Origin of the sequence: Vibrio tapetis subsp. quintayensis, assembly GCF_030409945.1 — a bacterium.
Lineage (GTDB): Bacteria > Pseudomonadota > Gammaproteobacteria > Enterobacterales > Vibrionaceae > Vibrio > Vibrio quintayensis.
In genome coordinates, this window is the sequence record NZ_JAUFQV010000019.1 from 75,782 (window position 1) to 91,480 (window position 15,699).

Sequence of the window (15,699 nt, forward strand, 5' to 3'; positions counted from 1 at the left end):
TAAACTTAACCATTACTGTACTCAGAAAAACAATAGAGATAACAATGATTGAAAGAATGGAAACTAAGCAACGCATGAGCCGTATCGTTAAACACAACGGCACTATCTACCTATGTGGACAAGTTTGTGCTGACGCAACTAAAGACATCGCAGAGCAAACTCAAACCATGCTAGACAAAGTAGAAACTCTGCTTGATCAAGCCGGCAGTGATAAAGAACACATGCTTTCTGCAACTATTTACATCAAAGATATGAAAGACTTCGCTGAAATGAACGCAGTATGGGACGCATGGGTTCCTGAAGGCCATGCACCTGCTCGTGCATGTGTTGAAGCTAGCATGGCTCGTGAAGCCCTACTTGTAGAAATCTCAGTGGTTGCCGCTGAGAAGTAATGTCTCTTGGTAGCGAAAAAGTCTGTCATTTAGATTCTGTATCTCAACTTTCCGCTACCAAATTTTTTAAAAAAAACAAAACTCGTCAATTTATCTAATCACCTAATCAAGCTTTTTTGTGTATTTTACTATTGGTTGCTATTTTACTACTGTTTTCTAAATGGTTTTTCACCGTGTCGTAAACCCAATTGTACGCAATTGCATAGACTAAGAAGAACACAACCATGGTAATTTCAAGTAGCAACACTTCCATGAAGCCCTTGTTTAAGAACATCATCAACAATGGTAATGTAGCCACTAGCAACCCGGCTTCAAACCCTATCCCATGAGCGATTCTCGTTAGCACAGTTCTTGAATTTCGGTCTGAACCCTGAATTTTGTCAAACAAATAGTTGTATGTGTAATTCCAAGCCATCGCCACTAGGCTCATGAATATGGCCACACCTGTCATGGTATGCGTGTCGATACCGCCAACTAAACTCCCCAAAGGGATCATCAACATCAACGCAAAAACTTCAAACAACACAGTGTGCAGAACTCTTTCTTTATTTGACATGGTATCTACCTCGTTTTGATTATGCCTTCATTCTATCTATATCCAAAAGAGTTAACAGTTAGTTACTATTCGATTAATAGATGGTTCGGAGTGAATTTCTGGATTGGCAATGTTGAGTAAAACCAGTAAAATCCAGCTCATCAAATTCGCCAAAGAATACCCCATGCCAAACACTCAACTTTGTTTTACGCCATTTCAATCATCAGTTGATGACATCCCTCTGCCCGATAAGTTTACATTTCCGTTCTATTATCAGGCCCACGCGTTATCTGAACTGGCCGCTGCGCAATTACAACGCCACTTAGAAACACAAACGCAATGGCGTCATAACTTTGGTCAACTGAGCAAATGTGCCTACACGTTTGAGGAAAATGAAAAAGCAACGGGCAAAATGTTTGGTGTACTGGTGGTTAAAAATAACCAGGGGGAACTTGGGTTCTTGAGCGCATTCTCTGGCAAGATTGCAGACCAAAATCTACTCGACGGCTTTGTTCCTCCCGTATTTGATATGTTGGTCGATGATGGATTCTTTAGAGACGATACCGCTCAGATTACTGCGGTCAATTTGAAAGTGAATCAACTAAAGATTGATCCTAGGTTTGATGAATTAAAGTCAGAGTTAACCCTGACCCAGAAAAATGCTGATATCGAATTGGAAGCTTTACGTCAAAGCATGATCAAAAGCAGAGCTGATCGTAAATCCCAACGAACTGCCGCTGAGCAGTCTTTGGCAAAATCAGCATTGAACGCCGACGAATTCGATGTACTTAAGGCGCTATTGGGCAAGCAAAGTGTGGCAGAGAAAAATCAACAGAAACACTTAAGGCAGAAGTGGCAGCAAAAAACTGACGCTGTTCAAGACAGCTTAACCAAACTAACTGACGAACTTGTAGAGCTTAAAGCACAACGAGCAACCTTATCACTTGCGCTGCAACATCGGCTGTTTTCTCAGTACCATTTTCTTAACGGCTTAGGCGAACAAAAGTCCCTGATTGATATATTTGAACCCACAAAAAACCCTACGCCACCTGCAGGCGCTGGTGAATGTGCCGCACCTAAGCTATTGCACTACGCCTACAAACACAATCTAGAGCCCGTATGTATGGCTGAGTTTTGGTGGGGTACTTCCCCTAAGTCTGAAGTTCGCTTACACAAAAAGTATTACGCGTCTTGCCAGAGTAAGTGCGAGCCTATTTTGGGCCACATGCTTAAAGGTATCGAGCTTGATGAAAACCCGCTGCTGAATAATCCAGCAGAAGGCAAAGAATTGGACATCATCTACCAAGATGAAGCAATTGTCGTCGTGAACAAGCCCGCTGACTTTTTGTCGGTACCAGGCCGTACAATTAAGGACTCCGCTTATTATCGCTTACAACAGCAGTTTACTGACGTTGAGGGCCCTTTCGTTATCCATAGATTGGACATGGCTACGTCAGGCATCTTAGTTTTCGCCCTCACTAAACGTGCGAATAAAAGCATACAAAAACAATTTATTACTCGTCATGTAGAGAAACGCTATGTGGCATTGGTGGATGGCATTGTAGAGCACGATACGGGCAAGATTGAATTACCGCTGCGTGGTGACCTTGATGACCGTCCGCGACAAATGGTGTGCGAAGAGCACGGTAAAGCAGCAGAAACAACATGGCAAGTAATCGAACGCAAAGACGGAAAAACCAAGCTTTATCTGCACCCAAAAACCGGCAGGACCCATCAACTTCGCGTCCATTGCGCCCACTATTTGGGGTTAAACATGCCGATTGTTGGTGATGACTTATATGGTATGAAAGCGAACCGTTTACACTTACACGCCGAGTCTTTATCGTTTGATCACCCATACACCAAACAGCCGATGCACTTTCAGGTTGATGCTCCGTTCTAAATACTGCGACGTTTCTTACTTCGAGGTACGTTTCTTACTGCACAGGCGCGTTTGTATGATCAAACACGCCGTAATTTAGAAAATGTATCGTTTGATTCGCCACCACTTCGTCGTAACGCATAATAGAGTGCCCAACTTCAATCGTAATAAAATCCTTCATATTAGCGACTTTGGTTGAATCTACTGAAACTAAGCCATCGTTAGGGCCATCGAAGAATCGATTAGTTGCACCATTACTGTTGGTCCCCGCAATCACGCCAGCTTGATAGTCGGGTTGCGCAATGACCTCCCCTAACGAACGCTCCCCTGTCACTAAGGACTGGCTAGTACCGCCGGCTATATCCATCAGCAGCCGACCATCAAAGTGATCCGCGACTTCACTGCCGTGATTCGGGGTTCCCATGAAGACCACCTGACCTAGTCGCTCGGTACTTTGTAGTTCTTTATGTGTCTCTAGATATGAGCGTATAACCAAACCGCCAAGTGAGTGGCCCACAAAGTGAACGCGGTTATCGTTTTGTAGGCAGTTATCTATCTCGCTCTCTGTCTGTGTTAACGTTGACTCAAGCGACTTGCCAATTGTAGAGTAATCGATAACACACACATGATAACCCGCTTCTTCTATTCTTTGAGCCAGCTTCCACATAGCGCTGCCACTTCTCGCTAGGCCGTGAGCCAGCACCACCAATTCGTCACCTTGCTTTAAATTTGTTTGATCATTGCTAACGTTCGCGCAACCAACGCTTATTAAAATAATCAAACCGACCAGCCATTTATTCACTATTTTCATGCCTTATAAACCCTTGTCGTTAGCCGATTAAATCAAAGAATCGGCTGAACATCGCCATTTGATATTGGTGCGACTTGTTTGAATCGTATTTCACGGTAAATTTTGGCCCCGAGATATTGGTTATCCTGCCTTTATCACCTTGAATGTGTCGGACCCTATCCCCGACTGCAGCCACGCCTTCCTCTGTAGAGTTACTGCTTTTTTTGTCTCTTAACCGTGTATTGAGGGGCTTTTTCGGCGCCTCGGCGCAATCATCAATTCGATTCAATTGCGTTAAGTACAGTTCTAGTGGTTCGGTTTCAAAATACGGCAAGCTTTGATCTTTGTACAAACTTGGCCCAAACGAGTGCGCAAGCGGTAGGTAAGACTCAAATACAAACGGGCTCGGCGAATCACCGGTGTAGATCTTCGCTCTGTGTTTTGCTCGGGTAACAGCGACATAAGCGACACGGCGCTCTTCTTCGTAATCTGGGCCTTGGCCTGTATCGAACTTCGCTTCTGTTGGAAAAATACCTCTATCCCAGAAAGGCAAATGCACGTGATTGTATTCACAGCCTTTCGCTCGAAATATTGTGGTTAAGCGAACCCCGTCTGATTTTTTCGAACTCTGAGCAGCTCTTTGCTGCGTGCTTTCAAAAAAGTCTTTCGCTTGGTTGCAGTCGTAATTCAACCCTTTAAGTACCGCCGCTAACGCATTGAGCTTGTCTAAGCTTTCTTCTACATCACCTTCGGTGGCTTCAGACTTTCTTAACCAATAGTCGAGATCGGACCCGGTTCGATACTCGTCAAAGATCTGCCGGGCTTTCATGTCTTTTTTGAGCAACGAACGTATCAATGTGACTCGTTCTATCGCGTTATCGAAGTTTTGATCTTTACGTTTGTTCGCAGTAGCGAATTTGTCAATTTCTCTTACCCAACTTGTAGGCGGAACGCTCGCAAGAGCACGGCAAAGTGGTTGTAAGATCTCGCCACGCAAATAACAATGTGGGTAGCTGAACAATTCTTGCAAGATATGGCTGTCTATCTTTTGTTGTTCATGCCAGCGAATAACTAGGTTCATTAACTGCAACAGTAACTTAACCTCTCGGCTTTTCGCCAGCGTACTGCCTTCTGGTGCCATATACGGAACATTCGCTTTGATAAACGCCAGTTCGATTAACATGGCTTGTGACCAGCGCCTAACTAATACAGCTATTTCACCCGATTCACAGCCTTCTTCAATTTGACCTTTTACGGCTTTCACCACATGTGACGCAATGGTCGAGGTTTTTATGTGCTCTATATGTGTGTCTTCAACACTTGATGCAGGAACGGTGCAAAAGTCTTTGAATCGTTCTTTGTTATTGCTGATCAAGTGATCGGCGGCAATCGCTAAACTATGACCAAAACGAAAGGTATGACTCAATTTGTAAGTCGAACAAGGAGGAAATTCTTGAGCGAACCGTAACATGATGGAAGGCTCACTTCCTCGCCACTTATAGATACATTGGTTGATGTCGCCCACCGCCATAATACGCGCATCGTCAGCCACGATTAACTTTAAAAGTTTTAACTGAACTGGGTTGGTGTCTTGAAATTCATCCACAATGACAAGCTGAATTGACTGTTGAACCCGTTGCCTAAGCTCTGAATCCTCAGAAAGCAGTTTGACCGATTCGATTAGCCAATCATCGAAAAACAATATTCCAGAGCGTAGCCGTTCTTGCTCAACGACTTTATAAGCGTCTAGTAGGAAATCGTATTCTTCACTGTAATTTTGAGTGTCAAAGACTTCATCTTCACTCAGCCCTATTGCTTTTACTAAGCTAATAAAACTTTCGAGTACCGCAACAGTTTTCGGCTTTTTAAGTAAGCGCTTGGTTACAGGAAGGCGACAACTGTTCGCCATTTTTTGTAGGACAGTTCTGATCAGTTGTGTGCGACGCATGGGTTCAAACACTAACTTCGAACCAAAGCCCTGACGCGTTAGCAGTTCCTGACAAAACCCGTGATAGGTCTTAACAGTACGGTGTGGGTTGTAGCCCTTATCCAGCAGCTTAGATCTAAAATCATCACAAATGGTTTTATTAAACATAAGCACTTGAATACTTTGCTCTGGTACCAGGCGGGCTTGTGCCTGATAAACGCCAGCAAGAGTGGTTGTTTTGCCGGTGCCCGCCCCCGCTAAACACAACGCATTGCCTTCACGGTGTTTGATTATTGATTTTTGTTCTTCGGTAAATTGCGCCATGAGGAATGAGTAGGAAATCTAAATTAAAATCAGGGCGATATTTTACCTCAGAACGGGGCAAAATGGCATTAACCCTATGCGGAAGACAAACAAAAAGGTCGACTATCTAAGAAGTCGACCTTTATCTAATACAAATGACTAAACTTTAACCTAGCAAGGATTATGCGACAGCTTCGGATATGGCAGCATGGCGCGCCGACACTTCTGAAATGTGGCTAAACCAAACAGCCTGCTCGCCATTACTTTGGCTTGTATTCAAACGTACTTTTTTGCCTACCAAACCGAGGGCTGTTTGGTACACATCTTGGTACTTATCTTTGTAACTGATGATACTCATTTTAAGGCTTCGACCATCTTGGTTCGATACCCAAACAAAATTCTCATCCATCTTTACTTCCGTTAACACCCCGAAATTGTTCCATACACAATTACTCATTTTCTATCCCTTACCTAGCAGCTGCGAATCTAAGTTCGCCTTCAAATTATTTGCGTGTTTCACGTTAGAAATTATCAAAACACGGCAAGTAAACAAGGGCATGCGTCACAATATGAACTTTAACTCATAAAATTTGTGTGAAGCACATTTTTTAACGTCTCATTGATAATTTGGCTATATCACACAGTGCAAATAAAGACAAATTTCGATATTCTATTTTATGTCTTTATCCATCTTTGCTTTATATGAAGGAAGCTGACTTGTCTGTAGAAGCAACCCGTTTACCTCTTGTACTTGCTGGCCCCATACTGCGTAAAGTAACCGAACATGAGGTTAATTTATGGCTAGTAACGTCTGAACCTTTAATCGGTAGCGTTGAAATTAATAATGCCGAAACAGGCAATTTTTACGCTCAGCACATAATTGAGCCGAAGCAACAGCTACAAATAGGCACAAACGCGTGGGTTTGTATGCTGACGATTGCAGGTAGCTTTCCCACTCAAACGGCCTTGAACTACCAAATAGACACTCAGCATGGGTCAGTTACCACCTTGGTCCCTCATTTAAATTACTCTCACAATACGGGGACTCATGCCGGTATCCGTTTTGTGATCAGCGAAAAAGCAGATTACGTGCTGCATGGTTCTTGTCGCAATCCACATCATTTTAGTGACGATGCATTAGTCGCCGCTGACACTAAAATATCAACGCAAGACATTGCATCTCGACCAGACATGTTAATAATGAGCGGAGATCAAATCTACGCAGATCATGTAGCGGGCCCAACGCTTAGCGCGATCGAACAGACGATTAACCTTCTCGGCCTGCCGTCGGAGAGCTTTGAAGAAGCGCCAATAACCAACAGTAATGAGTTATACCATTCCTCAGAATGCTATTATGGCCGTGATAAGCTCTTACCCCATTACGTCGATGATGGAACCTTACTGACTAAACTGTTTCCGCATCGCAATACCCCAGTATTCAGTTCCACAGAATGTGAAAATCACCTGATCAGTTTTGCGGAATATTTCGCAATGTATTTACTCGTGTGGTCACCGACAGTCTGGGATCTTATCGATCTTGAGCAACTCGAGCAGCGAAGGTTTGAAACTGGCGGAAAAGCGCTTTCCTCTCAATGGCAGAAAAAATGGTACGAAGAGAAAAAACACATCCACAAATTTGTCTCTGGATTGAAGCAAGTTCAGCGATTATTGGCTCATATACCGACTTATATGATCTTTGATGACCACGACATTACTGACGACTGGAATCTCACCGTCGGCTGGGAAAAAGCGGCGTATGACAATCTATTTTCTCGTCGAATAATCGGTAATGGCCTCATCGCCTATTGGTTATGTCAAGGTTGGGGCAATGCTCCTGAAAAGTTTAACCAGGATTTTCTAACCAAGGTAAAACGATTCCTTAATGAGAGGAACTTATCAGAACCAAGTCTCGACGCTCATGATGACTTGATTTTGCATCTATATCGCTTTGAAGATTGGCATTACACCATCCACACCTCTCCCAAAGTGGTCGTGTTAGATACTCGGACCCGACGCTGGCGTTCAGAGTCTCGAATGAACAAACCTTCTGGGCTACTCGACTGGGAAGCCATGACCGAATTTCAACAAGAATTACTCGATCAAAGCAAAGTCATCATTATTTCCGCAGCCCCAATTTTTGGTGTTAAATTCATTGAGATGCTACAGCGGACCATGACTATTGTTGGCCACCCTCTCATTATTGATGCAGAAAATTGGATGGCACACCCAGGCAGCGCTAACACACTTATCAGTATTTTCACCCATACGAAAACACCGACCAATTTTGTCATTCTATCTGGAGATGTGCACTACTCCTTCGCGTATGACGCAAAACTGAGGCACAGTAAAAATAGCCCAAACATCTATCAAATTACCTGCAGTGGCATTAAGAACCAGTTTCCTGATCGCCTACTCAAAGCCTGTGACGCTTTGGATACGGTGTTATATAGCCCTCGCTCACCATTAAACTGGTTTACTAAGCGTAAAAGCCTAAAAATCTCCAAGCGTCACCCAGATACCCAAGAGTTTTATCGCTTGGTTAACCAAAGCACCATAGGAGAATTACGACTCGATGAAAATGGGAAACCAAAAGAGATATGTTTGTTAACCAGCCAAGGGGAAAAGGTCAACTTCCCAGAGAGACAATAGATTACATATAGTTAGTTAGTTAGTTAGTTAAGGTTCGTCCTGTTTTGCCTTTCCGAACGTTCATATATTTCACGTTCGACTTAATACGTTAATAATTCTAAATTATTGAAACCGCAAGGAGTTTACATGAGTAAAATACTCGTTATCCAAAATGATGAAATCGTACCTGTTGGTTTCTTTGGTGAAGCATTGCAAAACGGCGGAGCTGAGTTAACAGTCCACCACTCGTATAAAGACAACACTCAGACATTACGTGTTGACGATTTCGACGGCTTAGTCGTGTTAGGTGGGCGTACGAGTGCTTTTGACGATGTTGAAGCCCCATTTTTGGCGAGTGTCGTTGAACTCATTGTGCAATTTCACTCTAACGAAAAGCCCATTTTTGGTATTTGTTTGGGCGCTCAACTTCTGGCTCGCGCTTTTGGCGGTGAATATCGCTCTAATGAAGGATGGGAAGTGGCGTTTACTGAATTATCCATCAATCAAGTTGGTCAACAAGATCCTGTATTATCCGGACTTCCAGCAACTTTATCTATGTACGAGATGCATCAAGATACGCTAGAACTTCCTTTCGATGCAAAGTTACTGGTCACCGGAAAACACTGCCAAAACCAAGCCTTTAGAGTGGATCAACTCAGCTACGGCGTTCAATTTCATCCTGAAGCAACACCAGAAATTGTGAATGACTGGGCCGATAGGGTAGCAACAAATCTAGACGAAACAACACGCCCTATTCATCAGGCTATGCTCAACACAACGCAAAACCAGTTCCTTCATCAACAAAAGATCTGCAATCATTTGGCGACAAAGTGGCTTACCCTTGTACAGAAATAAATGGTAAAGAAACAAATTGTGCTGCGCAAATAAACTTCTTGCTCTACAATGTCGCCCCACTCAAATTGAGCCCGTAAGTTGGTTTCGTTATGGCCGGTAAGCCTAAACTTATTGAAGCAATGCAGAACATTATTGATGACGTAAAACATCAGTTTCCTTTGTATGACGAAGACACGTTTGTGTGTGGGCCTGATAACAGCTGCCAAGGCTGTCCGAAAAAACTGATGGAATTGGTCGATAGCGATTTAACGTATTGGGAACACCAAGTTCAACGAGGCATAGCGCCAACGTTTGATGAACTAAATCGCTTTGGAAAGATGTGTAAAAATGTGAGACGAGCGCTAGTTCGAAATGGCCGTATCATAGACAGCCCATCAACAACCTCATAACAGGCGTTTTTGCATTTCGATGGTATGCCAAACTTCGCCATTAAAGCTCCGGCTGCCCTGAATTTTCTCGACTTCGGTAAATCCTAGTCCTAAGTAACACCGCCTCGCACTGGCGTTTGGCTCAAAAACAGCCAAGGACAGCTCATTACAACCGAAACGTGACTGAGCTTTTTCTATTGCGCGAGTCACCAAAATTTTAGATAAGCCCCGGCCACGAAATGGTTCGGCAATAAAAACTCGACACAATCGGTACTTTTTAGCCTCAAGGTGACGAAGCTCTATGAAGCCCGCCTTTTGCCCATCGACTTGGAAAAGATAAGAATGCACTTCCGGTTGGTCACAATGTTTGGCGATTTGTTCTGCGGTTAATGGGTGAGCGTATAGCGGCCCACCCCATTGATAGCTAAGCTGCTCTGAATCGATCCAACCCAAGAGTACTTCAAGATCCTTTCCTGTAAATGGTACCAATTCCATTACTTAAACTCTTTTGTAAGTGCGCTATTGATAGCTTAACGAAAGACCAACACCTACGTCCAGATCGTGTGAACAATGAGTCCATTTTAATTTGTATTCAAATGGTTGCCCATCGCATCACAATAAATGATAATAACTATCATTAAACAGGGAGGAGTCATGGGTAACCTCGTCAACAGTCTAACGCAGGCCAAACATTTAATGGGGTGTTGCGATACGATCGTGTTAGGGCCTCATTGTACTGCCCAAGTCGTGAATTATTGCGCCAGTGCCGATACGCTTATCGATGATCCCGTTGAATCTGGATGTTATATCAGTGTCATGGGTGCGAACGACGCCTACTCACCTAACTATCCAGACTACCCAGCTTCTTCATTCGAACACCGCTTTATGGCGACGGTCATCAGTGTGCCACTAAAGAAAGACACCATCATCCTACCGAAAGATGGAAAAATGCAGGCCATTCGCATGCAGTTTCCACTCAATCATGGCATCGCCAGTTCACTTGCCACCAGCCAGTCAGACGACTTCTTACTACCATTTGAAGGCTACAGCGCGGGCTGGCAAATGCCACTTTTTAACGAGCTTGCGTCCGTGGTTCGAACGGTATGGGAATGCGAGTACTCAGGCGAAGCACGAAAGATCTGGTTACATGGGAAAATGTTAGAAATACTCGCGCTCATCATGACAAGACCAAAGCCACAAAGCCTTGTCGATAGAGCCTGTTCAGAAGTGCAACACAGACCCGACACCCGTTGGACCATAAAGTCACTTGCTAAAGCGTTAAATACGAACGAATGCTACCTCAAAAGTGCATTTCGAGAAGAGTTAGGCGTGGGCGTTGCGTACTGGATTCAGCACCACCGAGTCAGCTTAGCCAAAGACAAACTCCAGTACGGAACTCAACCCATCACAGACATAGCCTTGTCTCTTGGGTATCAATCAAGCAGTCACTTCACTCAAGTCTTTAAACGCCATGTCGGCATCACACCGAACAATTTCCGCAATCGAACATAATTTCTCCCATATTTGACAGCCAACTCCCATTCATTAAACGAGAATAATTCCTATTAAGGAGTTATTTATGCATTTAGTTCAAACCATGACGCGTAAAGACGCGTTTTTTACCATGCTTAGAAGTGAAACACCGCGAGTGTGCGCTTCCATTGTTTTTGCTTTACTCGCCACTTTAGTGGAATTCATCCCATGGATAGCCGTGTATTTGGCGATTGAAACCATCATGAATCAGGGTTCTGTGGTCGTTCATTCTGTAGTCATCGCAGCGGCGCTATTGGTTCGCTATGTATTCTATATCGCCGCCGTTTGGCAGGCGCACCTTGTGGCTTATCATGTCATTCAAAAAGTAAGACAACACATGGTGAAAGTACTCAGCACCATGCCACTTGAACAGTTACAGCGCTACAAGCGAGCTGACCTAGAAAAACGCATCTCTAGCGATTGCCAACAATTGGAGCCACTCATTGCGCACCATGGCACCGATGTGATTAATGGCTTACTGATGCCAATATTGCTTTCATGCCTGCTTTTTTACATCGATTGGCGTATTGCGCTGATCGCTTTCATCCCCTTGCCTATTGCGGCAACCATTCAATTTCTCATGATGAAAGGATTCAGTGGCCGCTTTGAAAAATACCAAAGCATCGTCGCAACCATGCATTCGGCGCAGCTGGAATTTTTGCGCAGCATTGGCGTGATGAAATTGTTTGCCGTTGATGCACAGAGCTACCAACAGTTGCATAAAGCCATGGAAAAGCACAACAAGTTGGTTTCCAGTTACACAAAGCAACTCATCACCGCATGGGTCGGCTTTATTACCATCGCTCAAACGTCTTTCATTCTTGTGGTACCCGTTGCAATTGGGTTCACCATGCAGGGTCAGCTGTCCATTGCTGAACTCATCATGATCTCAGCCATCACTGCAGGCCTGCTAAAACCATGGCTCGCCTTAACTCAGGTTTCCGGCCAAGCCCAACAGTCCTTTTTGTGCTTAGACCGATTGATCCCCATGTTTGGCTATTCGGAATCAAACCACGCCTTATACTCAGGCTTTGTGCAAACACTAAGTTGTCAGAAACTGTATTTAGATAGAGGGGAGCAATCCGTTCTACGAGACATTAATGCTTCGTTGAGTTCTGGCGACCGCGTTTTCATTCAAGGCCCGTCTGGTTGTGGAAAAAGCTCATTAATCGAAGTGTTAACGGGAGCTTTGAGCGCAACACAGGACGGTTGGTATATCAACGACCAAGCCGTCTCTACTCTTACGGATCAAAACCGCGCCGAATATGTGGCGGTGGTTAGTCAGCAGAGTCTGTTTTTCAGTGGCAGCATTCGAGATAACCTCTTACTCGCCAGCCCAACATGCGACGATATGACGGTTTGGAAAACCCTTGATAGATTGGAACTCACAGCACTGATCCGCGCCTTACCGAATCAACTTGATACCGATATGGGAGAAACCCACCGCACATTCAGTGGCGGCGAAATGCAACGATTGGCCATCGCTCGCGCCTTATTAGCACACACGCCTATTCTGGTATTGGACGAGGCCACGGCCCATTTGGACCAAAAATCAGAACTCAGCATTTTGGATTCGATTCACCACGCGTTTCCTGAGCAAATTCAGATCATCATCAACCACAGAACCCACCGCAAGGATTCGTCACTGACCAACGCAGTCGTCAGCACCATGATTCGCCCCACACAGCATTGGACCATTGATAATGGCTCATTAAAGGAATGCACACATGGATAACGTTCGATTTCTTTTACAATACAGTAAAGCCAGCAGTAACGACTTTTTTGTCGGCATTGCAGGAAAAATGTTCACTGAACTATTATCCGCCATCGTGTGGGCGATGGTGTTTGGTTTTCTCTATGCGCAAGACGCGCCGCAATTAACCTGGTTGTTATGCGTTTCAGCGGCCGTGGTTACTTTACAATGGTTCTCAGGCCAAACCGCCAAACAGAGTTTTCTCGGTGCATACAACATCACGCATCACTTACGCAGCCAATTATTGTCTGACATACGTAAACAGCCTTTGGCCCATTTAATCGGCAAAGGGCTTGGTGAGCGAATGAAGCTGGTCACAACTGACCTGAAATTATTTGAAGACATCTTCAGCCACCTCGTAGCAGACTTTTTTGCCGCTTGGGTGATCCCGGCCTGTATGCTGGTGTTTATGCTGTGGGTGTCACCAACACTGGCTGCGGTGCTGGCCTTATTTATCGCCCTCGCCATCTTAGTCCTGATGATGACAGAAGGTCGACTGAGTCGTGTGGCCAAAGACAATCACGAGCACACGACCCAAAGTGCCAATCAAGTCTTAGAGTTTATCGCTTGTTTACCTATGCTCAAAAGCTTTGGTCGTTCTGAAAGGTTATCTGCCCCTCTAAACCAACGTATCGAACAAGTCAGAAAAAGCGGTCTCGGCTTAGAATGGGCGGGGGGGACAGGTGTCATGGGCGCGACGTTACTACTTGAATTAAGCCTACCTGCTATGATCGCCGTTGCGTCAACTTTGTATGGCTATGGCGCCATCACCTTAACGGACTGCCTTGCTGCCATTTTGGCGACCATTGCTACAGTTCGCCCTTTGGCCCGTCTAGCTTTGTTCTCGACACTTCTGCGTTTGTTTATAAGCTCGGCGCGTCGATTGAGAGAGTTAGCTTCTTCCCCTCAACAAACCCAGAAGGGACAGGCACCAAATTATTATGATATTTCACTCGAAAAGGTGAGTTTGGCGTTCGAGGAACAAACCGTATTAAATAACATTGATTTGGCTATTTCTCAGGGAGAACATGTCGCCATTGTCGGCCCAAGTGGCTCAGGCAAGTCAAGCCTTCTGCACCTTATTGCGGCTTTCCATAACCCAACACACGGGCAAATTAAGATTGGTGGCAAAACACTAGAGAACATCGGAACTGAGCAATTGTATAAGCACATAAGCTACGTGACGCAAGAGGTACAGTTGTTTGCAGGCAGCTTGAAAGACAATCTGTTGATTGCAAATAACAACGCCAGTTTAGCGCAATTACAAGAGGCGGTTACCAACGCAGGGTTAAATGAACTACTGCAACGTTTGCCTCAAGGGCTAGACAGTGAGATTGGTGAAAATGGTTGCCAATTATCCGGAGGAGAAAGGCAACGCTTGAGTTTGGCTCGTGCCCTACTTCACAACGCACCTATTGTACTTTTGGATGAATTCACATCGGCCTTAGATCAGGTAAAACAACAAGAAGTGCTCGATACACTTGAACAACTTTGCAAAGGTAAAACCGTTGTCACCGTCGCCCATCGTTTGGACACCGTCACCGATGCCGATACCATTTATTTGTTAAACCAAGGGCAGATCGTCGCCAATGGCAATCATAATGAATTGTTAAACAACAACTCGCAGTATCAAGAGCTATGGTATGCAGGGAGAGTCGCCTAACGGGCACCATTAAGCGTGCTCTCCTAACTGAATGATCTCTTTTCAGAAGGTGAGCACGCTTTAGGCTATTTAGTCAGAAAGGTAATATTCAACCGTAGAAACAACACGCAATTTTTTAATATGTGCGGTATTGCTGTCTCGATTTGAAATACTGAAACGACCTTGAGAAGCACGTTTGATCTTACCTAACTGGCTTTGCGAATCCGCGGCAAACTTCTGCGCGACCTCTCTTGCCTGACGGGTCGCTTCTTCGACCATTTCAGGTTTTACATCATTTAACTGAGTGAAAAGATATTCAGGTTGGCTGCTATAACTGTCTTGGTTTAATACCAACCCTAGCTTGCCAAGTTCGCCAAGTTTGTTCATTGCACCTCGAACCGTGTCCACTTTGGTGCTGTATATCGTGATGCTCTGGTTAGCAAGATAGCGAAACTCAACATAACTATCGCCGTACTGTTGGGCTTTTTTATCCACAACACTTGGCGAAGAAAGCGAGAACTCTGCATCCTCTATGCCTTGCTCAATTAGAAATGCCGACACCTGCTTCGTTTGTGTTTCGAGGGTTTGATACACTTTTTGCAAATCGTTATCGGCAACCGTTAACTGAATTGGCCAAATAACGGTGTCTGCTGGGTATTCCCTTTCAGACAAGCCTTTCACCGTCACTACCCGTTCGTAGCTTTTAAAATTGATGACAGCCTGCTGCAACTGGAAACCCAGCAACGCAAGCCCAAGTACAAGGCCCACACCAATGGCCCAAGATGATTTTGAAGTAGTCATAAAAACTTACCTCCTAATTGTAGGTTTTAGTGAGTTCATATTACTCTTGAAATCAAACAGGTACAGTCATGATTTGTCAGCGTTGAGTAAAGCGATTGTCGGAGGCCCATATCGCTTGACCAGATTGACGGACTTTTAACCCGATAAATTACCGACTAGACGCTAAGGTTAATCAACTACGAGTCGAAAATTGGATTGTTTGCAGTTAGTTTTGACTGTAAAGATTGATCAATTTGTCATTACTGAGGGATCTTGACGGGATAAGTACCAATCGATTCTGTCATGCTCTT

14 protein-coding genes are annotated in these 15,699 nt (G+C 44.5%); 8 read left to right on the plus strand and 6 right to left on the minus strand.

Annotated features, from left to right (window positions below):
- The first annotated feature begins 44 nt into the window (after positions 1-44).
- Positions 45-392: a RidA family protein gene (locus QWZ04_RS08015; RefSeq protein ID WP_290326756.1), complete on the plus strand. Its 348-nt coding sequence runs from the start codon at positions 45-47 to the stop codon at positions 390-392.
- Between the two features lie 106 nt (positions 393-498).
- Here QWZ04_RS08015 and QWZ04_RS08020 read toward each other — a convergent pair whose 3' ends face one another.
- A complete protein-coding gene (locus QWZ04_RS08020) occupies positions 499-948 on the minus strand; it encodes a PACE efflux transporter (RefSeq protein ID WP_290326758.1) in 450 nt (149 codons plus the stop codon).
- 163 nt (positions 949-1,111) lie between these two features.
- Here QWZ04_RS08020 and QWZ04_RS08025 point away from each other — a divergent pair, with 163 nt between their 5' ends.
- The gene (locus tag QWZ04_RS08025) at positions 1,112-2,830 is read left to right on the plus strand and encodes an RluA family pseudouridine synthase (protein WP_290326760.1); all 1,719 of its coding nucleotides are present in this window, start codon (positions 1,112-1,114) and stop codon (positions 2,828-2,830) included.
- 34 nt (positions 2,831-2,864) lie between these two features.
- Here the strand turns inward: QWZ04_RS08025 and QWZ04_RS08030 are convergent, their stop codons facing one another.
- From QWZ04_RS08030 to QWZ04_RS08040, 3 genes are all read right to left on the minus strand, one after another.
- Positions 2,865-3,620 carry an alpha/beta fold hydrolase gene (locus tag QWZ04_RS08030; protein WP_290326762.1) on the minus strand — a complete coding sequence of 252 codons (756 nt, stop codon included), beginning with the start codon at positions 3,618-3,620 and terminating at the stop codon, positions 2,865-2,867.
- A gap of 19 nt (positions 3,621-3,639) precedes the next feature.
- Complete coding sequence (locus tag QWZ04_RS08035) at positions 3,640-5,850, minus strand: ATP-dependent helicase (protein WP_290326764.1); 2,211 nt, start codon at positions 5,848-5,850, stop codon at positions 3,640-3,642.
- 160 nt (positions 5,851-6,010) lie between these two features.
- Complete coding sequence (locus QWZ04_RS08040; protein ID WP_290326766.1) at positions 6,011-6,286, minus strand: hypothetical protein; 276 nt, start codon at positions 6,284-6,286, stop codon at positions 6,011-6,013.
- A 260-nt stretch (positions 6,287-6,546) separates the two neighbouring features.
- Between QWZ04_RS08040 and QWZ04_RS08045 the strand changes: the two genes are divergently transcribed.
- The 3 genes from QWZ04_RS08045 (at position 6,547) to QWZ04_RS08055 (ending at position 9,701) form a co-directional block, all read left to right on the plus strand.
- Positions 6,547-8,478 carry an alkaline phosphatase D family protein gene (locus QWZ04_RS08045; RefSeq protein WP_290326768.1) on the plus strand — a complete coding sequence of 644 codons (1,932 nt, stop codon included), beginning with the start codon at positions 6,547-6,549 and terminating at the stop codon, positions 8,476-8,478.
- Between the two features lie 126 nt (positions 8,479-8,604).
- Complete coding sequence (locus QWZ04_RS08050) at positions 8,605-9,312, plus strand: type 1 glutamine amidotransferase (RefSeq protein WP_290326770.1); 708 nt, start codon at positions 8,605-8,607, stop codon at positions 9,310-9,312.
- A gap of 89 nt (positions 9,313-9,401) precedes the next feature.
- Positions 9,402-9,701, plus strand: a complete 300-nt coding sequence (locus QWZ04_RS08055) for a hypothetical protein (RefSeq protein WP_290326772.1) — start codon at positions 9,402-9,404, stop codon at positions 9,699-9,701.
- On the opposite strand, the gene QWZ04_RS08060 is transcribed toward QWZ04_RS08055, so the two are convergent.
- Complete coding sequence (locus QWZ04_RS08060; RefSeq protein ID WP_290326774.1) at positions 9,696-10,175, minus strand: GNAT family N-acetyltransferase; 480 nt, start codon at positions 10,173-10,175, stop codon at positions 9,696-9,698. The two genes, QWZ04_RS08055 and QWZ04_RS08060, sit on opposite strands and share 6 nt — an antisense overlap.
- Before the next feature lie 159 nt (positions 10,176-10,334).
- On the opposite strand from QWZ04_RS08060, the gene QWZ04_RS08065 reads away from it, so the two are divergent.
- The 3 genes from QWZ04_RS08065 (at position 10,335) to QWZ04_RS08075 (ending at position 14,629) form a co-directional block, all read left to right on the plus strand.
- Complete coding sequence (locus QWZ04_RS08065) at positions 10,335-11,192, plus strand: AraC family transcriptional regulator (RefSeq protein WP_290326777.1); 858 nt, start codon at positions 10,335-10,337, stop codon at positions 11,190-11,192.
- A gap of 67 nt (positions 11,193-11,259) precedes the next feature.
- Complete coding sequence (locus tag QWZ04_RS08070) at positions 11,260-12,948, plus strand: ABC transporter ATP-binding protein (protein ID WP_290326779.1); 1,689 nt, start codon at positions 11,260-11,262, stop codon at positions 12,946-12,948.
- Entirely contained in the window at positions 12,941-14,629 is a 1,689-nt protein-coding gene (locus QWZ04_RS08075) for an ABC transporter ATP-binding protein (protein ID WP_290326781.1), read from the plus strand. The genes QWZ04_RS08070 and QWZ04_RS08075 overlap by 8 nt, the downstream gene beginning before the upstream one ends.
- Before the next feature lie 69 nt (positions 14,630-14,698).
- On the opposite strand, the gene QWZ04_RS08080 is transcribed toward QWZ04_RS08075, so the two are convergent.
- Entirely contained in the window at positions 14,699-15,409 is a 711-nt protein-coding gene (locus QWZ04_RS08080) for an SIMPL domain-containing protein (RefSeq protein WP_290326782.1), read from the minus strand.
- Positions 15,410-15,699: the final 290 nt, after the last annotated feature.